Below are 25,975 nucleotides of genomic sequence, written 5' to 3' on the forward strand. Positions count from 1 at the left end.
ACCGCTGACTGAGGAACAAAAAGTGGGAATAAGATAAATTTTCTTCAGTGGGAAGTAAAATCCCATCGCCTTTCAGTCATCAAAATTTCTGAAAATGGCTTGAATATCTTCCATCAGAAAGCCTTTTGTCATCAAAAAACGCTGAACCTTGCTCTTCCCTGCCCAATCTTGTGGCAGCGGATCGCCAAACTTGCGCGTTGCCAGGCTGGCGGCACACGCCACCCAGTTGACCTCGGTATCAAACAGCGCCTGGTCAATGTCATCGCGCGCAATTCCCTTCTGCTGCAACTCCATGCGGATACGCTGCGGGCCATATCCTTTGCGACTGCGGCTAATGATAAAGCGCTCCGTGAAACGTTGATCGTTGAGCCAACCGTTTTGCTGACACCAGTCTGCCACTTGCTCCAGCAGTTCATCCGGGATCGGCTCGACCGCTTCCTGCTTCATCCAGGCTGAGCGCTGATTAGAGAGTTGCAGCTTCCCTTTTAACTCTTCGCGGCTATGGTCGCGCTGTGACAGGATTCGCATCGCACGGTCCAGTAAGCGGGCAAAGGTTGGCGCGGGTGTCGGTGATAATGACATATGATCTACCTTGTTCAGACAGTGGCGCAGGGTAAAGCAAGAATTCACAGAGGGAAAGTGCTGGCGGGGGAAAAACAAAACGGGAGCAGAGTGCTCCCGTTGCGGTATCAGAAATCTTCGTTAGTTTCGCTGGCTTCTTCGTAGTCGTCAGCGGAAACCTCCGCAGCACCCGCCGTAGCCGTGGCACCCGTCAGCAGCATATCGCGCAGCTTCTGATCGATCTCATTAGCGATCGCCGGATTCTCTTTCAGGAAATTGGTCGAGTTAGCTTTACCCTGACCAATCTTCTCACCGTTGTAGCTGTACCAGGCTCCCGCCTTCTCAACCAGTTTGTGCTTGACGCCCAGGTCGACCAGTTCACCGAAGGTGTTGATGCCTTCGCCGTACATGATCTGGAATTCAGCTTGTTTGAACGGTGCGGCAATCTTGTTCTTCACCACTTTTACGCGCGTTTCGCTACCCACCACTTCGTCGCCTTCTTTGATGGCGCCGATGCGGCGAATATCGAGACGTACGGAAGCGTAGAATTTCAGCGCGTTACCACCGGTGGTGGTTTCCGGGTTACCGAACATCACACCAATCTTCATACGGATCTGGTTAATGAAAATCAGCAGCGTGTTGGACTGTTTCAGGTTACCGGCCAGCTTACGCATCGCCTGGCTCATCATACGAGCAGCCAGACCCATGTGGGAGTCGCCAATTTCACCTTCAATTTCAGCTTTCGGCGTCAGGGCCGCAACGGAGTCAACAATGATCACGTCGACAGCACCGGAGCGCGCCAGCGCATCACAGATTTCCAATGCCTGTTCACCGGTATCCGGCTGCGAACACAGCAGGTTATCGATATCAACACCCAGTTTTTTCGCGTAGACCGGATCCAGCGCATGCTCAGCATCGATAAACGCACAGGTTTTACCTTTACGCTGTGCTGCGGCAATCACCTGCAGGGTCAACGTGGTTTTACCCGAAGATTCTGGACCATAAATCTCAACGATACGGCCCATAGGCAGGCCACCAGCGCCCAGCGCGATATCCAGTGACAGTGAACCGGTGGAGATGGTTTCAACGTCCATCGAGCGGTCTTCACCCAGGCGCATGATGGAGCCTTTACCAAATTGTTTCTCAATCTGGCCCAGCGCGGCAGCTAAAGCCTTCTGTTTGTTTTCGTCAATCGCCATTTCCACTCCTAATCATGCCGGGTAAGCGGGCATCTCTGTATGCCAGCTCGCGTTCTGTTGCCGGTAATTATACTGTACAGTCATACAGTATCAAGTTTAATTTGTCAGAAATTCATCATGCAGCGTTTGTAGCGCCCAGGCGACGGACTGACGCCGCACGGCATCACGATCGCCATCAAAGCGCTGACACTGCGCCATTACGCGCCCTTCAGGCCCGGCAAAGCCAAACCAGACGGTGCCAACCGGCTTCTCCGGTGTACCGCCATTCGGTCCCGCGATGCCGCTGACGGCAATGGCATACTGCGCAGCCGCCTCTTTACACGCCCCTGCCGCCATCTCGCGCACGGTCTGCTCGCTCACCGCACCAAACTGCGCCAGCGTGCTGGCCTGCACACCGACCATCTGCTGTTTGGCATCGTTGCTATAGGTGACGAAACTGCGTTCAAACCAGGCAGAACTGCCGCTGATATCGGTAAACACTTTGGCAATCCAGCCGCCCGTGCAGGACTCAGCCGCAGTAATAGTTGCCTTGCGCATTTTCAGCTGCTCGCCAATACGACGACTCAACTGTTGTAACTGTGCATCGTTCATCGCCTTCTCCTTGTCTGGCGCTCACGTTAACAGGAAATGGTGCGGCGGAGGACCCTTTTCAACCCCGATGTCGCGTTTTGCGCGCGGGGTTCCACCAACTTCAGCGGGTTTTCATCGCCACCATAAAAAGACGCGGGAAAGCCAGCAAAACCTTGCCGTTGCTGCGGGTCGGATAAGCAGGAATTAACGCCTGATGATACTCCGCTAAAAAGGCTCGTTGCTGGCTATCATCCAGACCGGCGAGGAAAGGACGCAATCCCGTAGCACGCAGCCAGGTTATGATGGCCTGGGCATCAGACATTACGTGGTAATAAGTTGTGCGCCAGATATCAACCTCACAGCCGGTATCACTCAGCAAATCATAATATTGTTCGGTGGTCAGTAAGCGCTTACGATCGGCAGCCTTAGGCGAAATATGCGCCTGCCAGCGCTCATCTGCCGCTACTTCCCGCATCAGGCGATGTGAAGGTTCGTCAAGATTATCGGGCATCTGAATCGCCAGGGAGCCGCCGATATCCAACTGGCTGACCAGATGTGGCAACAACGCCTGGTGATCGCCCAACCATTGCAGCGATGCATTAGCGTAAATCACCTGCTGCGGCTGTTCCGCCTGCCAGTAACGAATATCAGCCTGCGCAAAACGGCAATTGGGAAGACGCTCGCGCGCCTGCACCAACATCGCTTCTGAACTGTCGATACCGAGGACAAGCGCTTCCGGCCATGCCTGAGCCAGTAATTCGGTACTGTTGCCCGGTCCGCAACCTAAATCTGTGGCATAGCGCACATCAGGGGTTGCGATCCGCGCCAGCAACTCGCGTGCCGGGCGCGTCCTTTCTGATTCAAACTGCCGATACAGTTGTGGATTCCAGTCTTGCATTTGAACGCTCCTGTTTTACCCGAAGAGCAAAACACTACCCGCTTTTCCCACTTTCAGGGGAGGAAAAGTGCGTTACTTCACCTTTTTAACCATCAGAGTCTGGTCAGTTATCACGAAGGATATTAAGTTAAAACGACGTTTCATTTTTAACAGCAAGGAGCTTACTATGGCAACACAACCCGCACTGGCTGGCGTCTGGTGTCCGTCGGTAACCCCTTTTGATAACCACGGTGACGTGGATGTTGATGCCCTGGGTCGTCACTTTTCCCGGCTCAATACGTCAGGAATTGATACAATTTTGTTAATGGGCAGCATTGGCGAATTTGCGTCACTCACCCAGCAGGAACGGCTACGTTTGCTACGTGAAGCACGCCAGCTCTCGCCATTGACGATGGTCGCGAACGTGTCCAGTACCTGCGTGCCGGATATGCTGCAACTGGCTGAGACTGCATGGCAAAACGGTTTTGATGCAGTGATGGTGCTCCCTCCTTATTACTATGGGCAGACACAGAAGCAGCTGCTGAGTTACTTCAAAGCGCTGGATCAGCAATTGGGGGGTAAGTGGTTTGCCTATAATTTCCCGGCGCGCACCGGTTGCGATTTAACCCCGGCGCTGGTGGCTGAGTTAGCGGCAGAATTGCCCAATTTTATCGGTATTAAAGACACCGTCGATTGTCTGTCGCACAACCGCGCGTTGATTGAGGAAACACGGAAAGTACGTAGCGATTTTGCGGTGTTGTCAGGATATGACGAATACCTGCTGCCCAATCTGCTGGCAGGAGGTGCGGGGGCGATTTCCGGGCTGAATAATATTGTGCCTGAGCTGTTTGCCCAGGCGATGCAGGCGTGGCGCGCAGGTGATTTGCACCAGTTAACCACCCTTCAACAACGCATCGGTCAGCTAATGGCGATCTATACCATTGGTGATGATTTCGTCACCACCATTAAAACCGCCGTTGCCCGCCGTTTTGCCTCAATGACTACCCGCTCGCGCAACTATGGCGGTGAGTTAAATGCCACACAGTGTGCTGAGATAGAACGTTTGCTGGGATGACTGAAACACGGACGGCACAGCGCCGTCCGATAATCAGTTCTTTTTCACAAATTCCGATTTGAGCTTCATCGGCCCAAAGCCATCGATCTTACAATCGATATTGTGATCGCCTTCGACCAGACGAATGCTTTTAACTTTCGTGCCAATTTTCAGGGTTGAGGAGCTGCCTTTAACTTTCAGATCTTTGATCACAGTGACGCTGTCGCCATCCGCCAGCAGGTTGCCATTCGCATCGCGTACCACCAGTCCATCGCTTGTTACATCATCAGCCCCCAGCGACCAGATATGTCCGCAAGATGGGCAGTTCAGCTTTTCACCATCTTGCCAGGTGTAGTCAGCATGGCATTCAGGACAGGCCGGTAAGGTATTCATAAGCACTCCTCAGAGAAAAGGTCGCGGCAAAGATGGCGCCGCAAAAGGGGCGTCATCTTATCTCCTTACAAAGTGTAAGGACAGTATTAAAATATCGCGCCCTGCCGCGCTTTGCTGACGGCCTCGCCCAACTGCCACACCGCCATGGCATAATGCGTGCTGTGATTGTAGCGGGTTATGACATAGAAATTGGGCAACCCGTACCAGTATTGATAACTGGTGCCGAGATCGAGGCGCAGCAAACTGGCCTGCTGATTACCGTCAAGCGATCCCTGTGGCGTCAAACCACTCGCCGCCAGCATGCTCACCGGATACGCGGTTTTAAAACCATTCTCCAGCCCAGGAGCCTGACCACTGGCAGGAACGGCAACCGTCTCACCGGCCCGCCAGCCATGAGCTTTGAAATAATTGGCTACACTGCCAATGGCATCAACCGGATCCCACAAATTGATATGCCCATCGCCGTTGAAGTCCACCGCATATTGCTTATACGAAGAAGGCATAAACTGGCCGTACCCCATCGCTCCGGCAAAAGAACCGCGCAGATCCAGCGGGTCGTCTTGTTCGGTACGTGCCATCAGCAGGAAGGTTTCCAGCTCACTACTAAAGTAGGCCGCACGGCGTGGATAACTAAAGGAGAGGGTTGCCAGCGCATCCAGCAAACGGGTTTTACCCATCACCCGGCCCCAGCGTGTTTCAACGCCAATAATGCCAACAATGATTTCCGGCGGTACACCGTATACCTGCTGGGCACGTTGTAGCGCATCCTGGTATTGATTCCAGAAGGCAACGCCGTTTTGCACATTATCCGGGGTGATGAATTTATTACGATAACGAATCCAGGCACCGTTAGGGCCGGTTGGCGGCGTGTAACTCGGTGCCTGTTGATCCATCAGACGCAACACGTAATCCAGTCGCTTCGCCTGGCCAATCACCGCATGCAATTGCTGGCGGTCAAAGCCATGTTTCGCCACCATTTCGTCAATAAATTTTTCAGCGGCGGGATTACCGGCAAAATCACCAAACATCGGCTGATTAGCATGTGCGGCATCCAGTAAAAAGCCCCCCTGAGGAGCAGAAACCACAGCGGGTTGCTGAGAGGTGTGAGGCTTGCTACTACAGGCAGCAAGCAGAGCAATAAGCGGGAGAAGAGCAACCTTAAAACGCATCGGATATCCATAAACCAGGTGAATCTAAAGCACACATATTAATCGTTCAGATACCCGACTTACAGGGCAATATCTTAAATTTTCATCAGTTATGTCTGCCATCATGCTGACAGAAAAAATTTGCGACCCATCTCCATAGTTTACCCTTTTCCTGTTTTTTTATTTTTTCCTGACACAGCAATTTGTTATGGTCGGCAACCGAAAAGCCAGCGGACGGATGAAGGAGATGCGGTAAAAATGGTAACATCCCCTCTTTCGTTATTGTCCCATCGCGATGACGACAAATTCTCCTGTGGCAACAACAGATCACAGGTCATCAAAGAGTTAATATAAAGTGAGAAAGAGATGAAAGGAGCAGAGCAAATGGACTTCAGCGCCCATACGCCCATGATGCAGCAATACCTGCGTCTGAAGGCCGATCATCCTGACATTCTGCTGTTCTATCGTATGGGCGATTTTTATGAACTTTTTTACGATGACGCCAAACGCGCCTCGCAGTTGCTGGAAATCTCTCTCACCAAACGTGGTGCGTCAGCAGGCGAACCCATCCCAATGGCGGGCGTGCCTTATCACGCTGTAGAAGGTTATCTGGCGAAGCTGGTCCAGCTAGGGGAGTCGGTCGCGATTTGCGAGCAAATTGGTGACCCGGCGTTAAGTAAAGGACCGGTCGAGCGTAAAGTCGTACGTATTGTCACCCCCGGCACCATCAGCGATGAAGCGTTGTTACAGGAACGGCAGGACAACCTGCTGGCCGCCATTTTCCAAAGCCAACGTGGCTTTGGTTATGCCACGTTGGATATCAGTTCAGGACGCTTTCGCCTGAGTGAGCCGGGTGACCAGGAAACTATGGCGGCCGAGTTGCAGCGCACCAACCCGGCCGAATTACTCTACCCCGAAGATTTTCAGGCTATGCAGCTTATCGACCAACGGCGTGGCCTGCGCCGTCGTCCACTTTGGGAATATGAAATCGATACCGCGCGCCAACAGTTAAATCTGCAATTCGGCACGCGCGATCTCAACGGTTTTGGTGTTGAACAGGCGCATCTGGCGCTACGTGCTGCAGGTTGCCTGCTGCAATATGTCAAAGATACTCAGCGTACCTCGCTGCCTCATATCCGCTCACTCAGCATGGAGCGGCAGCAGGATAGCGTGATTATGGATGCCGCCACGCGTCGCAATCTGGAAATCACGCAAAACCTCGCCGGTGGCACCGACAATACCCTGGCGGCAGTGCTGGATAAAACCGTCACGCCGATGGGCAGCCGCATGCTGAAACGCTGGTTGCACATGCCATTACGTGATGTCGACACCATCGCGCGCCGTCAGGAAGCTATTGCCGAGTTACAGGCGCACAGCGAAGAACTGCAACCGGTTTTGCGCCAGATTGGCGATCTGGAACGTATTCTCGCCCGTCTGGCATTACGCACCGCCCGTCCGCGCGACCTGGCGCGTATGCGTCATGCCTTCCAGCAATTGCCGGAACTGAATACCTTGCTGCAAGCGGTGAGCGCGCCACAACTCACGCAGTTGCGTAGCCAGATGGGTGAATTTAGCGAACTACGCGACTTGCTGGAAAACGCCATCATCGAATCACCACCGGTTTTGATCCGTGATGGTGGGGTAATTGCGCCGGGTTATAACACCGAACTGGATGAGTGGCGCGCGCTGGCCGACGGTGCCAGCGATTACCTCGATCGACTGGAGATTCGTGAGCGGGAAAAACTAGGGCTGGATACGCTCAAAGTGGGCTTTAACGCCATTCATGGTTACTACATTCAGGTCAGCCGTGGTCAAAGCCATCTGGTGCCGATCCACTACGTACGCCGCCAGACCCTCAAGAATGCCGAACGCTATATCATTCCTGAGCTGAAAGAGTATGAAGACAAGGTGCTGACCTCAAAAGGGAAAGCGCTGGCGCTGGAAAAAGGCCTGTACGACGAACTGTTTGACCGTCTGCTGCCGCATCTCGAAGCCCTGCAATTAAGCGCAGCGGCACTGGCTGAACTCGATGTGCTGAGCAACCTGGCTGAACGCGCCTGGACTCTTAACTATTGCCGACCGGTGCTGCAGGAAAAAGCGGGGATCCGCATTACTGGCGGTCGTCATCCGGTGGTGGAACAGGTGCTTAAAGAACCTTTTATCGCCAACCCGCTGACGCTGTCGGCACAGCGGCGTATGTTGATTATTACCGGTCCGAATATGGGCGGTAAAAGTACCTATATGCGCCAGACAGCATTGATTGCGCTGATGGCATGGATCGGCAGCTTCGTACCGGCTGAAGAGACGGTGATGGGTCCCATCGATCGTATCTTTACCCGCGTGGGTGCGGCTGACGATCTGGCCTCAGGACGCTCAACCTTTATGGTGGAAATGACCGAAACGGCCAATATCCTGCATAACGCTACCGAACATAGCCTGGTGTTAATGGATGAAATCGGTCGCGGTACCTCAACCTATGATGGTCTGTCGCTGGCCTGGGCCTGTGCCGAAAGCCTGGCTAACCGAATTAAAGCGATGACGCTATTCGCCACCCACTATTTCGAGCTGACAACACTACCGGAAAAAATGGAAGGCGTGGTCAACGTGCATCTGGATGCCGTGGAACATGGTGACACCATCGCGTTTATGCACAGCGTGCAGGACGGCGCGGCCAGCAAAAGTTATGGCCTGGCGGTAGCAGCGCTGGCGGGTGTACCGAAAGAAGTGATCAAGCGCGCACGCCATAAGTTGAAGGAGCTGGAGGCGTTATCGGGCAGCACTGCCGCCTCAACGGTAGAAGGTGCACAGCTACCGTTATTGGTCGCGGAAACGTCACCCGCGGTGGAAGCACTGGAAGCACTCGATCCCGATACCCTGACGCCACGCCAGGCGCTGGAATGGATCTATCGTCTGAAAACGCTGGTCTGATAAGAAGTTAGCTGTGTAGCGGCGCGATTTATCGCGCCGCTGATGCACGGTGCCGGAAAAGGCGCGCGATAAATCGCGCCGCTACGGACAGGCATAAAAAAACGGTGACCTGATGGTCACCGTTTTTATATAGCGATTACGGTTTATTCACGAAACAGCGCTTCAATATTCAGGCCCTGTGTCTGCAGGATTTCACGCAGACGACGCAGCCCTTCCACCTGAATCTGACGAACACGCTCACGGGTCAAACCGATTTCGCGGCCCACATCTTCAAGCGTTGCCGCTTCATAGCCCAACAGGCCGAAACGACGCGCCAGCACTTCACGCTGCTTGGCATTAAGTTCAAACAACCACTTAACGATGCTTTGTTTCATATCATCGTCCTGCGTGGTGTCCTCCGGGCCGTTATCTTTTTCATCGGCCAGGATATCCAGCAGCGCTTTTTCGGAATCACCACCCAGCGGGGTATCAACCGAGGTAATGCGCTCGTTGAGACGAAGCATACGACTTACGTCATCAACCGGTTTGTCCAGCTGTTCCGCAATCTCTTCCGCACTCGGCTCATGGTCGAGTTTGTGAGAGAGTTCACGCGCGGTGCGCAGATAGACATTTAACTCTTTAACAATGTGGATAGGCAGACGGATGGTACGGGTTTGGTTCATGATTGCCCGTTCAATGGTCTGACGAATCCACCAGGTGGCGTAAGTCGAGAAGCGGAACCCACGTTCCGGGTCAAACTTCTCTACAGCACGAATCAGGCCCAGATTACCCTCTTCAATCAGATCCAGCAGCGCCAGACCACGATTACTGTAACGACGGGCAATCTTCACCACCAGACGTAAGTTACTTTCAATCATGCGGCGACGAGAAGGAATGTCGCCTCGTAATGCGCGGCGGGCAAAGAACACCTCTTCTTCCGCCGTTAACAATGGAGAATAACCAATTTCTCCGAGGTAGAGCTGCGTCGCATCCAAAACGCGTTGCGTCGCACCCTGTGACAACAACTCTTCTTCCGCTACATCGTTATCACCAGGTTCGTTCTCAACGAGAGCCTTCTCATCAAAAACCTCAGCTCCGTTCTCCTCGAATTCCGCATCTTCGTGTAACTCGTTAACTTTCAGCGTATTCTGGCTCATAAGCGGCTCCTACCCGTGATCCAAGGGCAGAACACCTGGGTTCTGCCGGATTATCGTTGCGGTAAGTAACGCAACGGATTTACGGATTTCCCCTTGTAACGAATTTCAAAATGCAATCTTACTGAACTGGTTCCGGTGCTACCCATCGTAGCTATTTTTTGCCCAGCTTTAACTTCCTGTTGTTCCCGGACCAGCATTGTGTCGTTATGGGCGTAGGCACTCAGGTAGTCATCATTGTGTTTGATGATGATTAAATTACCGTACCCGCGGAGCGCATTACCTGCGTAAACCACCCTACCAGAAGCGGTAGCGACAACAGGTTGTCCACGTGAACCCGCGATATCGATCCCTTTGTTTCCACCTTCCGCAGCGGAGAAGTTATCGATAATCTTCCCATCGGTCGGCCAACGCCAGCTTCCCACCGGGGTTGTGCTATCGGTCGTGCTGCTGACCGTGGGCGGTACGGTAACCGGAGCTGTGGTCGTTGCCACATTATTTGCCCCTTTCGACGGCAACAATTTGCTGCCTGAAGAATTACCCGAATCATCAGAATACGTAATAACAGGTTGCTGTGCAACCGGGGCAGATTTAATTTGCGAAGAACCCGGTGTGACAGGTACACCACTCTGAGTCGCATCGGCAACAGTGATAGCGTTACCACCGGTAATTGACTGGCCAGCACCGTTACCCACCTGCAGCGTTTGCCCGGCGTTCAGGCTATACGGAGCGGGGATGTTGTTGCGTTGCGCCAGGTCACGATAGTCGTTGCCGGTAATCCACGCAATATAGAACAGGGTATCGCCACGTTTAACGGTATAGGTCTCGCCGCCATAGCTTCCTTTCGGAATATTCCCATAATTGCGGTTGTACACAATGCGACCATTTTCCGTGGTCACATTATTATTGCCACTAATCATTCCGCCCGATGACGGTGCAGAAGGTACGCCACCGCTTAACATTCCGCCATGCGGCATAGCCGGTACGCCGCCGCCAGAGGAGTCGCTCATGCCACTGTTGCCACCAATCTGGCTGATGGGCGCTTGTGTATTATCGCTGGAGCTACAGCCTGCCAGCCAAAATCCGACCAGTGTCAGTGCCGCCAAACGGCGTAATTGAAATGTTGTGCTTCCCGTGCTCATTGATCCCCCGTGATGGCAATCCTGGATATAACTGTGTCTGCGTGAACCGCATTTTACACTGCATAATGCAGGTGAAACGGCCTTTCGCATTGATTAACAAGGATAGTAACAAGATCAACTGCGCCATGCCATGTAACAGTTGTGAACAAGTACGAAGAGCTTCAGGCCAGGTCGCCCTGCACTAAAGGAACAAAGCGGACGGGTTCGATAATCTCCTCGATCATCTCATCCCCCTGACGACGCAGACGTTTTAACACTTGTTGATCTTCCCCAACCGGCAGCACCATTCTGCCGCCATCACGCAATTGTGCTATCAGCGCAGTCGGAATTTCAGGAGGAGCGGCCGTAACAATGATGGCATCGAACGGACCACGAGCAGCCCAGCCCTGCCAGCCATCACCGTGGCGAGTGGACACATTATGCAGATCGAGTTGCTTCAGGCGGCGTTTAGCCTGCCATTGCAGCCCTTTAATACGTTCAACGGAATAAACGTGATTGACCAGATGCGCCAGAATCGCCGTCTGATAGCCTGAACCGGTGCCAATTTCCAGCACGCGCGCGTCGGCATCAAGTTCGAGTAGCGCCGTCATGCGCGCCACCATATAGGGTTGTGAAATGGTCTGCCCGCTGCCAATCGGCAGCGCGACATTGTCCCAGGCTTTATGTTCGAAGGCTTCGTCGATAAAACGCTCACGCGGCACATCAGCGATGGCTTTCAGCAGATGTTCATCATGGATACCCTGCGCGCGCAGCTGCGCCAGCAAGGTTTCAACGCGCCGGTTCACCATGCCAAATCCACCTCCGCCTGGGTCAGCCATTCACTGAGTACTGTCTGTGCCGCCGGAGCGGTCAGGTCAACATGCAACGCGGTGATCGAGACATAACCCGCATCGACTGCGGCAAAATCGGTATCCGGACCGGCGTCCAATTTCTCACCCGGCGGGCCAATCCAGTATAGGGTATTGCCGCGTGGATCCTGCTGGCAAATGACCTGGTCGGCAGGATGACGGCTGCCACAACGCGTTACGCGGAAACCTTTCACTTCTGATAAGGGTAGATCAGGCACATTGATGTTGAGAATACGACCGGTGCGCAGCGGTTCACGCGTTAATGCACGTAACAACGCACAGGTGACAGCGGCGGCGGTTGCGTAATGCTGATGGCCATTCAACGATACCGCCAACGCCGGTAGTCCGAGATGGCGGCCTTCCATTGCTGCCGCCACGGTGCCGGAATAAATCACGTCATCACCAAGATTCGGGCCAGCATTGATACCGGAGACCACAATATCCGGCCGCGGTTGCATCAGGGCATTCACCCCAAGAAACACACAGTCGGTCGGAGTGCCCATCTGCACGGCGATATCACCGTTTTCATGGGTAAAGGTACGAAGCGGTGTTTCAAGCGTTAGCGAGTTTGAAGCGCCACTGCGATTGCGATCGGGTGCGACCACCTGCACCTCAGCAAACTGGCGCAGCGCGCGCGCCAGGGTCTGAATGCCTGGCGCATGAATGCCGTCATCATTACTCAGCAATATCCGCATCGTTACCTTCTTGTTGGAGAAGCTCACGCACGACGCTGGTAGCAAAACTGCCCGCAGGCAGCCAGAACGCCATCTCCAGCGTCACATCATCCCACCAGCTCCAGTGCAAATCCTTTGGCACTACGCGCATCGCGCGACGTGCCGCATCAACACGTTCACGCTCAAGCAGTGTAATCAATTCTGCCGCACCTGCCAGGCTGTGCTGTTCAAATTCAAGCGCTTCAGCCTGAGGCCCCCAATCACCACGACCGGGCAACGGGGCGGTAATGCGCAGTTCATCCTGATTCACGCGCTGTTGCAGTTCAGCCAGTTCTTCCGCCTGCGCAACAAACCAGCTACCACGCCCGGTCAGTTGCAAAGCATCCCCGCTCATCACCGCGTCGAGGTTGCCGTCACGTTGCAAACGGGCGCTGGTGACCTGATTAAACAGGTAACTGCGGGTGGCAGAGAGCAGCAAACCTTTTTTGTTGCGATCGCGTGGGCGGAAGCGATCCTGCGCCCACTGCTGCGCCTGAGTCAGATTATTACCCTCGCGGCCAAAACGCTGCTCGCCAAAATAGTTCGGCACGCCGCTTTTCTGAATTGTCTGTAAACGCTGTTCCACCTCTGCCTGATGCGAGATTTGGCGGATCACCAGACGAAACGCATTCCCTGCCAGCGCACCGGTACGTAGTTTACGCTTGTGGCGCACCACCTGCAGAATTTCTACACCTTCCAGCTTAAATTCAGACAGGTCAGGCATGGCATTACCCGGTAAACGGAAGCACAACGTCTGCTCGGTCACTGCATGGCGGTCTTTCATCCCGGCATAGCTGAGATCACGCACGTGCACACCGAGAAACTTCGCCAGTGCTTCGGCGACAAAGCGGGTGTTGCAGCCGATTTTACGGATACGCACCAGCAGTTGCTCGCCTTCGTCGTCATAGGGATAACCAAGATCCTCAATCACGACAAAATCTTCCGGATTCGCTTTGATCACGCCGGTAACGCGCGGTACACCGTGCAGGTACAGCAAATCACTCATGCGCTTTCCGCCTTCACCAGCAACGCTACCGCTTCACAGGCAATGCCTTCGCCACGCCCGGTAAAACCCAGTTTTTCCGTGGTGGTAGCTTTAACATTGACCTGATCCATATGACAGCCAAGATCTTCGGCGATATTCACCCGCATCTGCGGCACATGCGGTAACATTTTCGGAGCCTGGGCAATGATGGTGACGTCGACGTTACCGATGCGGTAACCCTTCTGCTGAATACGACGCCAGGCCTCACGCAGCAGCCCACGGCTGTCTGCACCTTTGTATGCCGGATCGGTATCAGGGAACAATTTGCCGATATCCCCCATCGCCACCGCACCCAGCAGCGCATCAGTCAATGCGTGCAGGGCCACATCGCCATCAGAATGGGCAATAAAACCGTGTTCGAAGGGAATACGCACCCCACCAATCACCAGAGGCCCTTCGCCTCCAAAGGCGTGGACATCAAAGCCGTGACCGATACGCATCATGCGCTCTCCTTTAACTGAATCTGGGTAAGATAAAAGGCCGCCAGAGCCAGGTCTTCTGGCCGCGTCACCTTAATGTTATCACTGCGGCCACTCACCAGTTCGGGATGATAGCCGCAGTATTCCAGCGCCGAAGCCTCATCAGTGATAGTCGCGCCCTCAGTTAGAGCGCGCGTCAAACAGGAAGTCAGCAGCGCATGGGGGAAAAATTGTGGCGTCAGCGCGTGCCATAAATCCTCGCGCTCGACGGTATGCGCAATAGCAGCTTTACCCGGTTCAGCGCGCTTCATGGTATCGCGCACCGGTGCCGCCAGAATCGCGCCCACTTTGCTGTGCTGGCGCACCGCCAGCAGACGCGCTAAATCATCCGGATGCAGACACGGACGTGCCGCGTCGTGTACCAATACCCATTCGCTCTGCGTCACCGCCTGCAAACCTGCCAGCACCGACTCAGCCCGCGTCTCACCGCCGGTGACCCGCAGCACGCGTGCGTCCTGTGCCAGCGGCAGGGCATCAAACCAGCCATCATCAGGGCTGATAGCGACAATCACCTGTTTGACAGCAGGATGCGCCAGCAGGCGGGCAACGCTATGTTCGAGAAGGGTGAATTGACCGATGGTCAGATATTGTTTTGGGCAGGCAGCCTGCATGCGGCTGCCAATACCGGCAGCGGGCACTACGGCGATCACATCCGCAGAGAAAGAGTGGTTGTTCATGGTTTATCGTTGTTGATTTTGCGCAGCTTGTTGCGCGTTACGTTTGCTCTGGTCCGGCACCAGGCGATAGAAGGTTTCACCAGGCTTGATCATGCCCAGTTCATTGCGTGCGCGCTCCTCGATAGCCTCAGAACCGCCGTTGAGATCGTCAATTTCGGCGAACAGCTGATCGTTACGCGCTTTCAGTTTAGCGTTATTCGCCTGTTGTGACGCAACATCATCATTGACGCGCGTATAGTCGTGTATCCCATTCTTGCCCAGCCACAACGAATACTGAAGCCAGCCGAGCAAAACGAGTAGTAATAGCGTCAGTTTTCCCATCCCAGCCCCCTGAAAAACGGCTCAATCATCCCATAACTTCGCGCCGGACTCCACTCCAGCAGCGAAAATGCCGTTCACGGACGATTGTCCGTACAAATAATGATTCACTGGTGCGGAAATCTGCAGGTAAAGTTTTGTAACCTGCCGACGCGTTTGCACATCAGGCACGGCCTACCAGCCGGAGAGAAATGAGAAGAGTAGCCAGAACAGACACACCACCACGATCGCCGTCACCACCCCGCTCCAGAACAGATGGCCACGCATCATCAGGCTGAGGACAATGCCAATCAGCACCGAAACCGGCAGCAAAGCAAGGAAGAACGGCCAGGTATAGAGGAAGAAAAACAGCGTATTGGAACCGTAGAGCAGGAACGGAATTGCCAGCGCACACCAATACGAGAGAAAACCAATCACACCACCCGGTAGCGACGAGCGAGACTCATCCTGGGTGTGTTCATCTTTGCGTGCCAGCATAGGGGTAACGTTCTGCATAGAGTTCCTGTTGACGCTAATCGCGGCAAACCATAACGATTTGCCGCTGTCTATTCAGGATCTGATGATATCGCGGTGGCGCAGCAGGTCTAACAATTGGGCGGTCAGTTTTGTAACCAATTGTTCACCATCAAGGTGGATTTCCGGCGTCTCTGGCGCTTCATAAACGCTGTCGATGCCAGTGAAATTACGCAGTTCTCCGGCACGCGCTTTTTTATACAATCCTTTCGGATCGCGCGCTTCACACACCGATAGCGGCGTGTCGACAAACACTTCAATAAACTGTCCTTCCGCCAGCAGGTCACGCACCATCTGACGCTCGGCGCGATGCGGTGAAATAAAGGCGGTCAACACCACCAGCCCGGCATCCACCATCAGCTTTGCCACTTCACCGACACGACGAATATTTTCCTTACGATCGTCATCGCTGAAGCCAAGGTCACGGCACAGGCCGTGACGCACATTGTCACCATCCAACAGATAGCTGCTGACGCCAACCCGATGCAACGCTTGCTCCAGGGCACCTGCCACTGTGGATTTACCGGAGCCAGACAGCCCGGTAAACCACAACACCACGCCCTGATGGCCATGCTGCTGCTCACGCTCAGCGCGCGTCACCGGATGGTCGTGCCACACCACGTTTTCATCGTGTTGCGCCATTACTGACCACCCAACAGATCGCGTGCATTCCAGTGCGGGAAGTGACGACGAATCAACGCATTCAGCTCCAGCTCGAACTCACTGAACTGGCTCGCCTGGGCGCGGTTGGCGGTTTGCGGTGCTTCAATCAATCCGGCACCCACGGTGACATTGCTCAGGCGATCGATAAAGATCATGCCACCGGTCACCGGGTTGTCACGATATTTGTCCAGCACCATCGGCTCATCAAAGGTGACTTCCACCAGACCGATACCGTTGAGCGGCAGGCTGTCGGCGCTGCGTTTTTCCAGCGTGTTGATGTCGAACTGATGGATCACTTTTTCCACCCGACCACGCGCTTTCTTACCGGCAATCTTCACGTCATAGCTCTGGCCCGGTTGCAGTGGCTGCTCGGCCATCCACACCACGTTAACCGTAGCGGATTGCACCGATTGCAGTTCGGCAGCAGCATCTACCAGCAGGTCACCACGGCTGATGTCGATTTCGTCTTGCAGCACCAGGGTAATAGCTTCCCCGGCTGCGGCTTCCTGCAGATCGCCATCAAAGGTCACGATACGCGCAATCGTTGATTCCACGCCCGATGGCAGCACTTTCACGCGCTGGCCCACGGTTACCACGCCTGACGCCAACGTACCGGCATAGCCACGGAAATCGAGGTTCGGGCGGTTAACGTACTGCACCGGGAAACGCATTGGCTGATGATCCACCACGCGCTTCAGTTCCACGGTTTCCAGCACGTCGAGCAAGGTTGGACCGCTGTACCACGGCATGGTCTCGCTCGGCGACGCGACGTTATCCCCTTCCAGCGCCGACATCGGCACGAAGCGAATATCGAGGTCTTCCGGCAACTGTCCGGCGAAGTCGAGGTAGTCCTGTTTGATCTGCTCAAAAATGTCCTGTTTATACGCCACCAGGTCCATTTTGTTGATCGCCACCACCAGATGCTTGATCCCCAGCAGCGTGGAGATAAAGCTGTGGCGGCGGGTCTGATCCAGCACGCCTTTGCGCGCATCAATCAACAGGATCGCCAGGTCACAGGTAGACGCGCCGGTCGCCATATTACGCGTGTACTGCTCGTGTCCCGGCGTATCCGCGATAATGAATTTGCGCTTCTCGGTCGAGAAATAACGATAGGCCACGTCAATGGTGATGCCCTGCTCGCGCTCGGCCTGCAAACCATCCACCAGCAGCGCCAGATCGAGTTTCTCTCCCTGGGTGCCATGACGTTTGCTGTCGTTGTGCAGCGAAGAGAGCTGATCTTCATAGATCTGGCGGGTATCGTGTAGCAAACGGCCAATCAGCGTGCTTTTGCCGTCATCAACGCTACCGCAAGTGAGGAAACGCAGCAGGCTTTTGTGTTGTTGCGCGGTCAGCCAGGCTTCCACGCCGCCCTGATCGGCAATCTGTTGTGCAATAACGGTATTCATCTGCGTCTCCTTAGAAATAACCCTGACGTTTCTTCAGTTCCATCGAACCGGCCTGGTCGCGGTCAATCACACGGCCCTGGCGTTCGCTGGTAGTGGAGACCAGCATCTCTTCAATAATTTCCGGCAACGTTTGCGCTTCGGATTCCACCGCACCCGTCAGCGGCCAGCAGCCGAGGGTACGGAAACGCACCATCCGTTGTTTGATCACTTCACCCGGTTGCAGGTCAATACGGTCATCATCCACCATCATCAACATGCCATCGCGCTCCAGTACCGGACGCGGTGCCGCGAGATACAGCGGCACAATCTCGATGTTTTCGAGGAAGATGTACTGCCAGATATCCAGTTCAGTCCAGTTGGAGAGCGGGAACACGCGGATGCTCTCACCTTTATTAATCTGGCCGTTGTAGTTGTGCCACAGCTCCGGGCGCTGGTTTTTCGGGTCCCAGCGGTGGAAGCGGTCGCGGAACGAATAAATACGTTCTTTGGCGCGAGATTTCTCCTCGTCGCGACGTGCGCCACCAAAAGCGGCATCAAAGCCGTATTTGTTCAGCGCCTGTTTCAGACCTTCGGTTTTCATGATGTCGGTATGTTTAGCGCTGCCGTGCACAAACGGGTTGATGCCCATTGCCACCCCTTCCGGGTTGCGGTGCACCAGCAGTTCCGCGCCCATTGCTTTGACGGTGCGATCGCGGAATTCGTACATTTCACGGAATTTCCAGCCGGTATCAACATGCAGCAGCGGAAATGGCAGCGTGCCTGGATAAAAGGCTTTACGTGCCAGATGTAGCATTACCGAGGAGTCCTTGCCGATGGAGTACATCATCACCGGATTACTGAACTCGGCCGCCACCTCGCGGATGATATGGATACTCTCTGCCTCCAGCTGGCGCAGATGAGTGAGTCGATTTTGGTCCATAATTTTTCCTCAAGCCAAATTGACAACGGCGGACTCGCGAGTCCCCTGCTGTGCTGAATGTTGAAACCAGGCGAGTTGCCCGTGCAAATTCACAACTTCACCAATCACCAGCAAGGCTGGCGTCGGCGCGACGGCGGCCAGCGCCTCCAACTGGTCTAAGGTGCCGGTCAGCACCTGTTGATCCTGGCGCGTACCGCGACCAATCACCGCGACTGGCGTCGCCGGATCGCGTCCGTGTTCAATCAGTCCGGCAGCAATTTCTGCCGCCTTCACCGTACCCATATAGATCGCCAGCGTTTGGCGCGCGCGCGCCAGCGACGGCCAGTCGATACCGCTGCTGTCTGCCCGGCACTGACCAGTAATAAACATCACGCTTTGCGCATGGTCACGGTGGGTTAAAGGGATACCCGCATAGGCGGTCGCACCGGCTGCGGCGGTAATGCCGGGCACCACCTGAAAAGGAATGCCCGCAGCTTTCGCCGCCTGCAGCTCTTCGCCGCCACGGCCAAAAATGAAGGGATCGCCGCCTTTCAGGCGAACCACGCGTTTACCTTCCTGCGCCAGTTGCACCAGCAGTCGATTGGTCTCTTCCTGCGGCACAGAATGCGCGCCAGCCCGTTTACCGACACAAATACGGTCAGCATCGCGACGCACCAGTTCCAGCACCTCGTCGCTGACCAGATGGTCATATAGCACCACATCGGCCAATTGCATCACCTGCAAGCCACGCAACGTCAGCAATCCGCTGTCACCAGGACCCGCGCCCACCAACGTGATTTCCCCTTGATTGTCGCTGTCATTCTCCAACTCGCGATCAAGGGTGCGACGCGCTTCATTAATGTTTCCCGCCGCCATCTGGCTGGCGAACAGGCCGTTAAAGGCACGCTCCCAGAAACGGCGGCGTTCTGACATCTGGCGGTAACGCTGTTTCACTTTGTCACGCCACTGCCCGGCAACCTCGGCCATTTGCCCAAGGTTAGCCGGCAGCAGCGCTTCAATTTTTTCCCGCAGCAGACGTGCCAGCACCGGCGCAGTGCCGCTGGAAGAGATCGCCACCACCAGCGGGGAGCGATCGACAATCGAGGGGAAGATAAAGCTGCATTTCGGCTGGTCATCCACCACGTTCACCAGCTTGTGACGCGCGTTGGCGGCCTCGAAAACCTGGCGGTTGAGCGCGTTGTCATCGGTGGCCGCAATCACCAGAAATACGCCATCCAGCTGCACCGCATCAAAGGTCTGGGCAATCCACTCAATCGCCGCAATCTGATGCAGCGCCTGCAACTCATGGCCCAGCTCACGCGCAGCGACCCGCACACGTGCACCGGCACGCCGCAGCAGTTCGATTTTGCGCGCAGCGATGTCGCCACCGCCGACAACCAGCACCGGACGGTTTTTGAGATCGGCAAAAAGAGGCAGATAATCCACGTTAACCTTGTCAGTTTTACAATAAGTTAACGCGACTATACGTCCCTGCCTTCTGGCAGATGAAATTACGAATTGGAATGAGTAGTTACCGAATGGAATAACGACCCAGGATTACTGAGAACATTTTGTGCTTAGCAAATGATATTGCTGGCGTTTCGGAGCAATTCAAATTGTGTAATAGCGGTCACAGTTTCATACTAAAGCAGATTTTTTTTAGCATGACGGGATGTCAGAAAAGGACACACTATGTTTGCCACCCTCCGCCGCGCCCTGCTGGTCGCAGTGATAGCGAGCGGTTTTCCTCTCCTTGCTCAGGCGACGAACAACGTACCGGGGCAGTTTGCCGAACAACAATTGCGCCATATCGCAACCTATTTCCCTGGCCGCATGAGCGGCAGCCCGGCAGAGCTGATGACGGCGGATTATCTGCGTCAGCAGTTCACCCAGTTGGGTTATCAGAGCAATACCCGTCAGTTTAATACCGGCTATAACTGGCGGGAAAAACAGGGCCAGATGCGCTGGCATAAAGTCACTGCTACCTCGGTGATCGCCGCGCGTGCCGGTAGCGCACCGCAGGAGATCCTGATTGTCGCGCATCTCGATACCTGGACACCGCTCAGCAGCCGTGAAGCCGACAACAACCTCGGCGGCCTGCGTTTACAGGGCGTGGATGACAACGCCTCCGGCCTTGGTGTAATGCTGGAGCTGGCACAGCAGCTGAGCAAAATGCCGCTGCATTATGGCGTGCGCTTTGTGGCGTTAAGCGCCGGTGAGACTGGGCTGCACGGGATGGATGATTATCTGTCGCGTATGGATGCCAAAGAGAAGAAAAACACCCTGCTGGTGATTGATCTGAACAGTTTGATCGTGGGCGATCATCTCTACTTTAACAGCGGGATGAACACCCCCTCAGCCGTGCGTAAGCAAACCAGCGTTCGCGCACTCCAGCTGGCGCATCATCAGGGGATCTCCGCCGCAACGCATTTGCTGACCGCTCGTGATTTTCCGGGTGAAAATCCTTTCGATAAAGCAGGTATGCCACTGCTGGATGTGACTGCCAGCAACTGGGCGCTGGGTAATAAAGATGGTCAGCAGCAACGTGCACGCAGCCACCACTTCCCGGATGGAACCGTTCGCCACCAAACCGAACGTGACAGTCTGAACTATCTCGACCACTGGCTACCAGGACGCATCACTCAACGCACGCGTGATAGCGTGAAAATTCTGTTGCCACTGCTCAACGAGCTGGCGAATCCGACAACCTGAGGAATTGATATGTACGTGGTTTATCTGAACTATTTCCGCCCGGTGGCAGAAGTGGAAACGCTGCTCGCACCACATATTGCATGGCTGGATCGCTATTTCGCCAGCGGCGCGTTTATTGCCGCCGGACGTAAAGATCCGCGCACTGGTGGCATGGTGCTGGTGAAGGATATGGAACGCGCTGAGTTGGATGCGATCCTTGCGGAAGATCCCTTTGTGGCAGTAGCAAACTACGATGTGACCAAGGTGAATGTGACGCGTGCGGGTGAAGCGTTTGCGGCGTTAACCGGTATTTAATCAGATCCGTAACGGCACGATAAATCGGGCCGTTACGGGTGAAAAGATTAACCTTCGTGCAGACCGCACTCGCGCTTCAGACCAAAGAAACGCGTCTCTTCTTCCGCCATCCCCGGTTCCCACTTCTTAGTGGTATGCGTATCGCCGACGGACAGATAACCTTCATCCCACAGCGGATGATATTTCAGACCATGCTGTTTAAGGTACTGATGCACCTGGCGATTATCCCAGTCGATAATCGGCAGCACCTTAAACACGCCACGCTGAATCGCCAGCACCGGCAGATGCGCACGGCTGCCGGACTGATCGCGCCGCAGGCCAGCAAACCAGGTTTGCGCTCCCAGCGTTTCCAGTGCGCGGTTCATGGGTTCCACTTTGTTGATCTGGTTATATTTCTCGATCCCTTCAACACCTTGTTCCCACAGCTTACCGTAGCGCGCTTCCTGCCAGGCCGGAGAAGTTTCAGCACGGAACACCTGGAGATTCAGGTTGAGCTTCTCGGTCAACTCATCGATAAAACGATAAGTTTCCGGGAACAGATAACCGGTATCAGTGAGGATCACCGGAATATCTGGCTGTTGCTGGGTGACCATATGCAACAACACCGCCGCCTGGATACCAAAACTGGACGACAGCACAAACGCGCCTGGCAGTTGCTTTAGCGCCCAACCCAGGCGATCTTCTGCCGATTGTTTTTCCAGCTGCGCATTGGTTTCCGCCAACGCCATGACACGATCAATTTTTGCTAAATCATTCAGTGCTGCGAGATCGAGTACCGTCATACTGCCTCCGGGTCCCAAAAATCACGGGCGGGATCAACCACTGGCTTCACGACGCCCGTGCGAATCACGAAGTCGCCAAAACCTTCTTCACCCTTACGCTCTTTCGCCCAACGCCCTACCAGCTCATCAATGCTGGCGAGGATCTCCCCTTCCGTGATGTTCTCACGATACATACGCGGAATACGGGTGCCGATGCGGTTGCCACCAATATGCAGGTTGTAACGTCCTGGTGCTTTGCCCACCAGACCGATTTCGGCCAGCATGGCACGGCCACAACCGTTAGGACAACCGGTAACGCGTAACACTATGTGCTCATCACCGACGCCATGGCTGTGCATAATCTCTTCGACTTTAGTCACAAACGATGGCAGGAAACGCTCAGCTTCGGCCATTGCCAACGGACAGGTCGGGAAGGAGACGCAGGCCATCGAGTTTTCACGTTGCGGCGTCACCTGCTCCATTAAACCGTGTTCACGCGCGATAGCTTCAATCTGCGCCTTCTGCTTCTCCGGTACGCCCGCCACAATCAGGTTCTGGTTGGCGGTAAGGCGGAAATCACCCTGATGCACTTTGGCGATTTCGGCGATGCCGCGCTTCAGCGGACGGCCCGGATAATCCAGCAGACGGCCGTTTTCAATAAACAGCGTCAGGTGCCACTTCTTATCGACGCCTTTGATCCAGCCAATGCGATCGCCACGGGTGGTGAATTCGTACGGACGCGTCGGGCCGAAAGTAATACCGGCACGTTTTTCCACTTCGGCTTTGAAGGTTTCCACGCCCACGCGTTCCAGCGTGTATTTGGTTTTGGCGTTTTTACGATCGGTACGGTTGCCCCAGTCACGCTGAGTGGTCACCACCGCCGCCGCGACGTCAAGGATCTTCTCCACCGGCAGGAAGCCAAATTCGCTGGCGGTACGTGCGTAAGTGGCTTTGTTGCCGTGGTCGATCGACAGACCTCCGCCCACCAGCAGGTTAAAGCCCACCAGCTTGCCCTTCTCAGCGATAGCGATGAAGTTGAGATCGTTGGCGTGCAGATCCACGTCGTTATGCGGAGGGATCACCACCGTAGTTTTGAACTTACGTGGCAGGTAAGTTTCACCGAGGATCGGTTCCTCATCAGTAGTAGCAACCTTCTCCTGATCCCACCAGATCTCGGCATAGGCGCGCGTCTTCGGCAACAGATGCTCCGACAGTTTCTTCGCCCACTCGTAAGCTTCCTGGTGCAGCGCCGACTCCACCGGGTTCGAGGTGCACAGCACGTTACGGTTGACGTCATTCGCAGTCGCCAAGGCGTCGAGGCCAACTTCATGCAGCATCTGGTGCGTTGGCTTCACGTTCTTCTTCAGAATGCCGTGGAACTGGAACGTCTGACGGTTGGTCAGGCGAATGCTGCCATAAATGGTTTTATCGGTAGCAAATTTATCAATCGCCAGCCACTGGGTTGGCGTGATAATGCCGCCCGGCAAACGGCAGCGCAGCATCATGGCATGACGCGGTTCGAGTTTCTGCGCCGCACGTTCCGCACGGATATCGCGGTCATCCTGTTGGTACATGCCGTGGAAACGGATCAACAGGAAGTTATCGCCGTTAAAGCCACCAGTCAGCCCATCGTCGAGATCTTCGAGAATAGTGCCGCGCAGATAATTGCTTTGTTTTTTCAGACGCTCGGCGTCAACAAGTTTGCCTTCAACGACCAGCGGTCCAGGGTGTTTTTCACTCATTAGTAAACGTCTCGCTGATAACGGCGCTCAATGCGCAGCTCACTTAAAAACTCGTCAGCCGTTTCACGATCCATTGCACCGTGCTCGACCACCACATCCAGTAATGCCTGCTCAACGTCTTTCGCCATGCGATTGGCGTCGCCGCAAACATAAAGGTGCGCGCCCTCTTCAATCCAGCGCCACACTTCCGCGCCTTTCGCACGGATTTTATCTTGTACGTAAATCTTCTCAGCCTGATCGCGCGACCAGGCAAGGTCGATGTTGGTCAGCAAGCCGTCTTTGACATACTTCTGCCACTCAACCTGATACAGGAAATCGTCGGTGAAGTGCGGATTGCCGAAGAACAACCAGTTTTTACCACCTGCGCCATCATTATCACGCTGCTGCATAAAGGCGCGGAATGGCGCGATACCGGTACCCGGCCCGATCATAATGACCGGCGTTTCCGGGTTGGCAGGCAGACGGAAGTTGTCGTTATGTTCGATAAACACCCGGATGTCGCTGTCTTCTTCCAGACGATCCGCCAGCCAGGTGGAAGCACCGCCACCACGCTGACGATCATCGATCTCGTAACGCACCGCGCCAACCGTGATATGCACTTCGGTCTCGGTCTCAGCCTGTGAGGAGGCGATGGAGTAAAGACGCGGTGTTAAAGGGCGCAGCAGGCTGGTCAGCTGTTCCGCATTCAGTTCGGTCGGAGCCTGACGCACCATATCGACAATCGGCAGGCTTTGCGCGTAGTGCTGGAGTTTCGGTTTATCGCCGACCAACGCCAGCAGCGCATCATTACGTGACAAGGCAGCATATTGTTCGACGATCTGCGGTGTGTTGACCGTCAGCTCAAAATGACGTTGCAGCGCCTCCGTCAACGACAAGGTTTCACCGTGGATCGCCACTGGCTCATCGCCTTTCAGCCACAGCAGTTCCAGCAGCTCTTTGACCAGCGCCGGATCATTTTCAAACCACACGCCAAGCGCATCACCCGGCTGGTAACGCAGCCCAGAATCGCCGAGATCGATTTCAATATGGCGCACGTCTTTGTCGGAATCACGGCCGGTAATCTTCTGGTTTACAGCAAAACTGGCGGTCAGCGGCGCTTCTTTGCTGTACGGGCTGCTGTGAATTTCATTGACGCTTCCCGCAGCGGTGGCTACCAACTGGACTGGCGCTTCGCTCGGTACACGCGCTTTCAGGATGTCGGTGATCTGCTTACGCCAGGCGCTTGCCTGCTCCGCATAGTCCACATCAGCATCGACGCGATCCAGCAGACGTTCGGCCCCCAGTTCTGCCAGGCGGCTGTCGAAGTCCTTACCGGCTTTGCTGAAGAATTCGTAGGAGGTATCGCCGAGGCCGAACACGGCAAAGGCCGCGCCATTCAGAGTGGGCGCTTTTTTCGACATCAGGAATTTGTGCAACGCTACCGCCTCTTCTGGCGGTTCACCTTCACCCTGGGTGGAGGTCACCACCACCAGCAGCTTTTCCTGACCGATTTGTTTGAATTTGTAGTCGCCAGCGTTCACCAGATTGACGTTCAGTTTTGCTGCCAACAGGTCATCACGCAGTTGTTCCGCCAGGCGACGTGCATTGCCGGTTTGCGATGCGGAGATCAACAGGATGGTCGGCACGTCGGCCTGCACCGGTGCCGGTGTGGCGACGGCACCTGGCGTCTGGTTAACCATTCCCCAGAAATAACCCGAAAGCCATGCCATTTGGGTGGTAGAGAAATCGGTAGTCGCCGCCTGTAGGCGCGCGAGTTGCTCCGGGGTTAGCGGCAGCAGTGAACCTGGGGGTGCCTGAGTCGTCATCGCGTTAAAAATTCCAGTATCAGAAGTCCGGACCGTAAAATGGCGGAAGAGTGAATAGGTTACCGGCCCGTATATTAACGATTAAATAAAGCTTCG

The 25,975-nt window shown here is 54.9% G+C and carries 26 protein-coding genes; 4 read left to right on the forward strand and 22 right to left on the reverse strand.

Annotated elements, in window-relative coordinates:
- Positions 1–72: 72 nt before the first annotated feature.
- The 4 genes from AC6I8W_RS16235 to tam all read right to left on the reverse strand — a co-directional run bounded on the left by AC6I8W_RS16235 (position 73) and on the right by tam (position 3,228).
- The gene (locus AC6I8W_RS16235) at positions 73–582 is read right to left on the reverse strand and encodes a regulatory protein RecX (protein WP_497835830.1); all 510 of its coding nucleotides are present in this window, start codon (positions 580–582) and stop codon (positions 73–75) included.
- A gap of 107 nt (positions 583–689) precedes the next feature.
- Positions 690–1,760 (reverse strand): recombinase RecA, encoded by a 1,071-nt coding sequence (gene recA / locus AC6I8W_RS16240; protein ID WP_480365216.1) that lies wholly within the window; start codon positions 1,758–1,760, stop codon positions 690–692.
- 96 nt (positions 1,761–1,856) lie between these two features.
- Entirely contained in the window at positions 1,857–2,351 is a 495-nt protein-coding gene (pncC, locus tag AC6I8W_RS16245; RefSeq protein ID WP_497835831.1) for a nicotinamide-nucleotide amidase, read from the reverse strand.
- Between the two features lie 100 nt (positions 2,352–2,451).
- A complete protein-coding gene (gene tam / locus AC6I8W_RS16250) occupies positions 2,452–3,228 on the reverse strand; it encodes a trans-aconitate 2-methyltransferase (RefSeq protein WP_497835832.1) in 777 nt (258 codons plus the stop codon).
- Positions 3,229–3,394: 166 nt separating this feature from the next.
- Here tam and AC6I8W_RS16255 point away from each other — a divergent pair, with 166 nt between their 5' ends.
- Complete coding sequence (locus AC6I8W_RS16255; protein ID WP_497835833.1) at positions 3,395–4,282, forward strand: dihydrodipicolinate synthase family protein; 888 nt, start codon at positions 3,395–3,397, stop codon at positions 4,280–4,282.
- 33 nt (positions 4,283–4,315) lie between these two features.
- Here the strand turns inward: AC6I8W_RS16255 and AC6I8W_RS16260 are convergent, their stop codons facing one another.
- Positions 4,316–4,654, reverse strand: a complete 339-nt coding sequence (locus AC6I8W_RS16260; protein WP_497835834.1) for a zinc ribbon domain-containing protein YjdM — start codon at positions 4,652–4,654, stop codon at positions 4,316–4,318.
- An 86-nt stretch (positions 4,655–4,740) separates the two neighbouring features.
- Positions 4,741–5,823, reverse strand: a complete 1,083-nt coding sequence (gene mltB / locus AC6I8W_RS16265; protein ID WP_497835835.1) for a lytic murein transglycosylase B — start codon at positions 5,821–5,823, stop codon at positions 4,741–4,743.
- Positions 5,824–6,168: 345 nt separating this feature from the next.
- Here mltB and mutS point away from each other — a divergent pair, with 345 nt between their 5' ends.
- Positions 6,169–8,730, forward strand: a complete 2,562-nt coding sequence (gene mutS, locus AC6I8W_RS16270; protein ID WP_497835836.1) for a DNA mismatch repair protein MutS — start codon at positions 6,169–6,171, stop codon at positions 8,728–8,730.
- Between the two features lie 143 nt (positions 8,731–8,873).
- Here the strand turns inward: mutS and rpoS are convergent, their stop codons facing one another.
- From rpoS to cysG, 13 genes are all read right to left on the reverse strand, one after another.
- Entirely contained in the window at positions 8,874–9,866 is a 993-nt protein-coding gene (gene rpoS, locus AC6I8W_RS16275; protein ID WP_013510222.1) for an RNA polymerase sigma factor RpoS, read from the reverse strand.
- A gap of 50 nt (positions 9,867–9,916) precedes the next feature.
- The gene (gene nlpD, locus AC6I8W_RS16280) at positions 9,917–11,005 is read right to left on the reverse strand and encodes a murein hydrolase activator NlpD (protein ID WP_497835837.1); all 1,089 of its coding nucleotides are present in this window, start codon (positions 11,003–11,005) and stop codon (positions 9,917–9,919) included.
- Positions 11,006–11,166: 161 nt separating this feature from the next.
- Complete coding sequence (locus tag AC6I8W_RS16285; RefSeq protein WP_480365277.1) at positions 11,167–11,793, reverse strand: protein-L-isoaspartate(D-aspartate) O-methyltransferase; 627 nt, start codon at positions 11,791–11,793, stop codon at positions 11,167–11,169.
- Positions 11,787–12,548 (reverse strand): 5'/3'-nucleotidase SurE, encoded by a 762-nt coding sequence (gene surE / locus AC6I8W_RS16290; RefSeq protein ID WP_497835838.1) that lies wholly within the window; start codon positions 12,546–12,548, stop codon positions 11,787–11,789. The genes AC6I8W_RS16285 and surE overlap by 7 nt, the downstream gene beginning before the upstream one ends.
- Positions 12,529–13,572 carry a tRNA pseudouridine(13) synthase TruD gene (truD, locus tag AC6I8W_RS16295; protein WP_497835839.1) on the reverse strand — a complete coding sequence of 348 codons (1,044 nt, stop codon included), beginning with the start codon at positions 13,570–13,572 and terminating at the stop codon, positions 12,529–12,531. The genes surE and truD overlap by 20 nt, the downstream gene beginning before the upstream one ends.
- Positions 13,569–14,051 (reverse strand): 2-C-methyl-D-erythritol 2,4-cyclodiphosphate synthase, encoded by a 483-nt coding sequence (gene ispF / locus AC6I8W_RS16300; protein ID WP_497838213.1) that lies wholly within the window; start codon positions 14,049–14,051, stop codon positions 13,569–13,571. The genes truD and ispF overlap by 4 nt, the downstream gene beginning before the upstream one ends.
- Entirely contained in the window at positions 14,051–14,767 is a 717-nt protein-coding gene (gene ispD / locus AC6I8W_RS16305; RefSeq protein WP_497835840.1) for a 2-C-methyl-D-erythritol 4-phosphate cytidylyltransferase, read from the reverse strand. Before ispD ends, ispF begins: the two co-directional genes overlap by 1 nt.
- 3 nt (positions 14,768–14,770) lie before the next feature.
- Entirely contained in the window at positions 14,771–15,088 is a 318-nt protein-coding gene (ftsB, locus tag AC6I8W_RS16310; protein ID WP_036626556.1) for a cell division protein FtsB, read from the reverse strand.
- A 171-nt stretch (positions 15,089–15,259) separates the two neighbouring features.
- Positions 15,260–15,580, reverse strand: coding sequence for a DUF3561 family protein (locus AC6I8W_RS16315; RefSeq protein ID WP_497835841.1), 321 nt, complete (start codon positions 15,578–15,580; stop codon positions 15,260–15,262).
- A gap of 54 nt (positions 15,581–15,634) precedes the next feature.
- Positions 15,635–16,240 carry an adenylyl-sulfate kinase gene (gene cysC / locus AC6I8W_RS16320; RefSeq protein WP_497835842.1) on the reverse strand — a complete coding sequence of 202 codons (606 nt, stop codon included), beginning with the start codon at positions 16,238–16,240 and terminating at the stop codon, positions 15,635–15,637.
- Positions 16,240–17,667 (reverse strand): sulfate adenylyltransferase subunit CysN, encoded by a 1,428-nt coding sequence (cysN, locus tag AC6I8W_RS16325; protein ID WP_497835843.1) that lies wholly within the window; start codon positions 17,665–17,667, stop codon positions 16,240–16,242. The genes cysC and cysN overlap by 1 nt, the downstream gene beginning before the upstream one ends.
- A 10-nt stretch (positions 17,668–17,677) precedes the next feature.
- Positions 17,678–18,586, reverse strand: coding sequence for a sulfate adenylyltransferase subunit CysD (gene cysD, locus AC6I8W_RS16330; protein WP_021184526.1), 909 nt, complete (start codon positions 18,584–18,586; stop codon positions 17,678–17,680).
- A 9-nt stretch (positions 18,587–18,595) separates the two neighbouring features.
- Positions 18,596–20,011, reverse strand: coding sequence for a siroheme synthase CysG (cysG, locus tag AC6I8W_RS16335; RefSeq protein ID WP_497835844.1), 1,416 nt, complete (start codon positions 20,009–20,011; stop codon positions 18,596–18,598).
- A 246-nt stretch (positions 20,012–20,257) separates the two neighbouring features.
- Here cysG and AC6I8W_RS16340 point away from each other — a divergent pair, with 246 nt between their 5' ends.
- Both AC6I8W_RS16340 and AC6I8W_RS16345 read left to right on the forward strand, forming a co-directional pair.
- Positions 20,258–21,277: an aminopeptidase gene (locus tag AC6I8W_RS16340; protein WP_497835845.1), complete on the forward strand. Its 1,020-nt coding sequence runs from the start codon at positions 20,258–20,260 to the stop codon at positions 21,275–21,277.
- Positions 21,278–21,286: 9 nt separating this feature from the next.
- The gene (locus AC6I8W_RS16345) at positions 21,287–21,571 is read left to right on the forward strand and encodes a YciI family protein (RefSeq protein ID WP_497835846.1); all 285 of its coding nucleotides are present in this window, start codon (positions 21,287–21,289) and stop codon (positions 21,569–21,571) included.
- A gap of 47 nt (positions 21,572–21,618) precedes the next feature.
- Here AC6I8W_RS16345 and AC6I8W_RS16350 read toward each other — a convergent pair whose 3' ends face one another.
- Genes AC6I8W_RS16350 through cysJ form a run of 3 tightly spaced genes read right to left on the reverse strand, consistent with a single transcriptional unit; the run spans position 21,619 to position 25,879 of the window.
- Entirely contained in the window at positions 21,619–22,353 is a 735-nt protein-coding gene (locus tag AC6I8W_RS16350; protein ID WP_497835847.1) for a phosphoadenylyl-sulfate reductase, read from the reverse strand.
- Positions 22,350–24,074, reverse strand: coding sequence for an assimilatory sulfite reductase (NADPH) hemoprotein subunit (gene cysI, locus AC6I8W_RS16355; protein ID WP_497835848.1), 1,725 nt, complete (start codon positions 24,072–24,074; stop codon positions 22,350–22,352). Before cysI ends, AC6I8W_RS16350 begins: the two co-directional genes overlap by 4 nt.
- On the reverse strand, positions 24,074–25,879 hold the full coding sequence (cysJ, locus tag AC6I8W_RS16360) for an NADPH-dependent assimilatory sulfite reductase flavoprotein subunit (RefSeq protein ID WP_497835849.1): 1,806 nt from the start codon (positions 25,877–25,879) through the stop codon (positions 24,074–24,076). The genes cysI and cysJ overlap by 1 nt, the downstream gene beginning before the upstream one ends.
- Between the last annotated feature and the right edge of the window lie 96 nt (positions 25,880–25,975).

This window comes from Pantoea sp. X-Soil-TKNS-1211, from assembly GCF_059730495.1.